The 1,227-nt window shown below is 67.4% G+C and carries 1 protein-coding gene; it reads right to left on the bottom strand.

Annotated elements, in window-relative coordinates:
- Nucleotides 1-438 precede the first annotated feature (438 nt).
- A partial coding sequence (locus AOK01_RS38275) for an RICIN domain-containing protein (RefSeq protein WP_213862209.1) occupies nt 439-1,227 on the bottom strand: 789 nt, incomplete at its 5' end.

Genomic DNA, 1,227 nt, shown 5'->3' on the forward strand with positions numbered 1-1,227 from the left:
CCTCTTCAGCGTGTCAACGCCCGCGAATACGCGCCTCCGGGGCAGTACGGGCATGCAGGGCAGTACGGGAATACTGGCCAGCCCGGGAACAGTAGCGATGTGGCCGCGTATTACGCACAGCAGCGCGGCGGTGCACAGCAACAGCAGCAGCGGCGGCGCGGACCGGGGGGTGGGGGTGGGGCCTAGTAACGGGGACTGGACTCCTCGTCCAGACTGATCGTTCGCACCATCGCGAGGCCTGGCATCCTGGCTCTGTCCGGATGCCAGGCCTTCACGCTGTCTGCGGCACGTGGCGATGTCCGGGGCGCCCGCTCGAAGGTGCGGACGAAGAACCCGCCGACGAGCACAAGAATGCAGGCCACCAACGGTGGCCTGCAAACGGCTGTCGCGCCCGTACCTGGATTGATGCGTTGCCCTCGACCGTCGCGTTCCCGGCGCTCAGCTCTTCCGGAAGCTCCACTCGTGGTCGTCGAGGTCGCTGCAGCCGACGACCGTGGTGCCGGCGTGGGCGGCCTTCTTGTCCGACCGGTTCACATCGAGGCACATGTCCCCGCTCCGCTGGTTGCGGATCCAGTGCGTGCCGTTGGGACGCTCGTCCAGCCACCAGAGCTGGTTGTCCTCCTCGTTGCTGGAGTTGCAGTCGAACAGGCCCACCGGTGCCGCGAACCCGGCGGGGCCGTAACCGCCCAGGTCCAGGCAGAGGCCGGACTTGATGTTCTGGATCAGGTACAGGTCGGCCCCGCGAGTGCCGCCGCCCTTGGCGGCCAGATCCAGGGCCCACTCCTGGTTGTCGCTGCTCGACGGACGGCAGGCGCCGTCCTGGACAGGGGTGTCGAACGCGCCTTTGCCTGTGCTGGGAAGGTCCAGGCAGAAGCCGTACTTCTTGTTCTTGATCAGCACCTCGCCGATGGGGATGTCGGAATCGCCCCCGGTTTCCGGGAGGGTTGGCGCCTTCGGTTCCGTCGGCTCCGCCGTCGGCTTCTCCGGTTCCTTCGGTTTCGGCACAACCGATGTCGAGGCCGAAGGCGGTTGCTCTGGCAGCACGTCGGGCGGGGAGTCGGTCGGCGAAGGATCCAGCGTTGTCGACGGGGCCTTGTCCTTGGCCTTGGACGAGTCGGAAGCTCCGCTCTGGTCGTCGCCGTTTCCCGAACTGCCGAGCACGATCAGCGGAACGATGACGACGGCCGCCGCGACGACACCCGCGACCCCGATACCCAAGGGCCGCTT

The sequence above is a fragment of the Streptomyces aurantiacus genome, from assembly GCF_001418335.1.
GTDB lineage: Bacteria > Actinomycetota > Actinomycetes > Streptomycetales > Streptomycetaceae > Streptomyces > Streptomyces aurantiacus.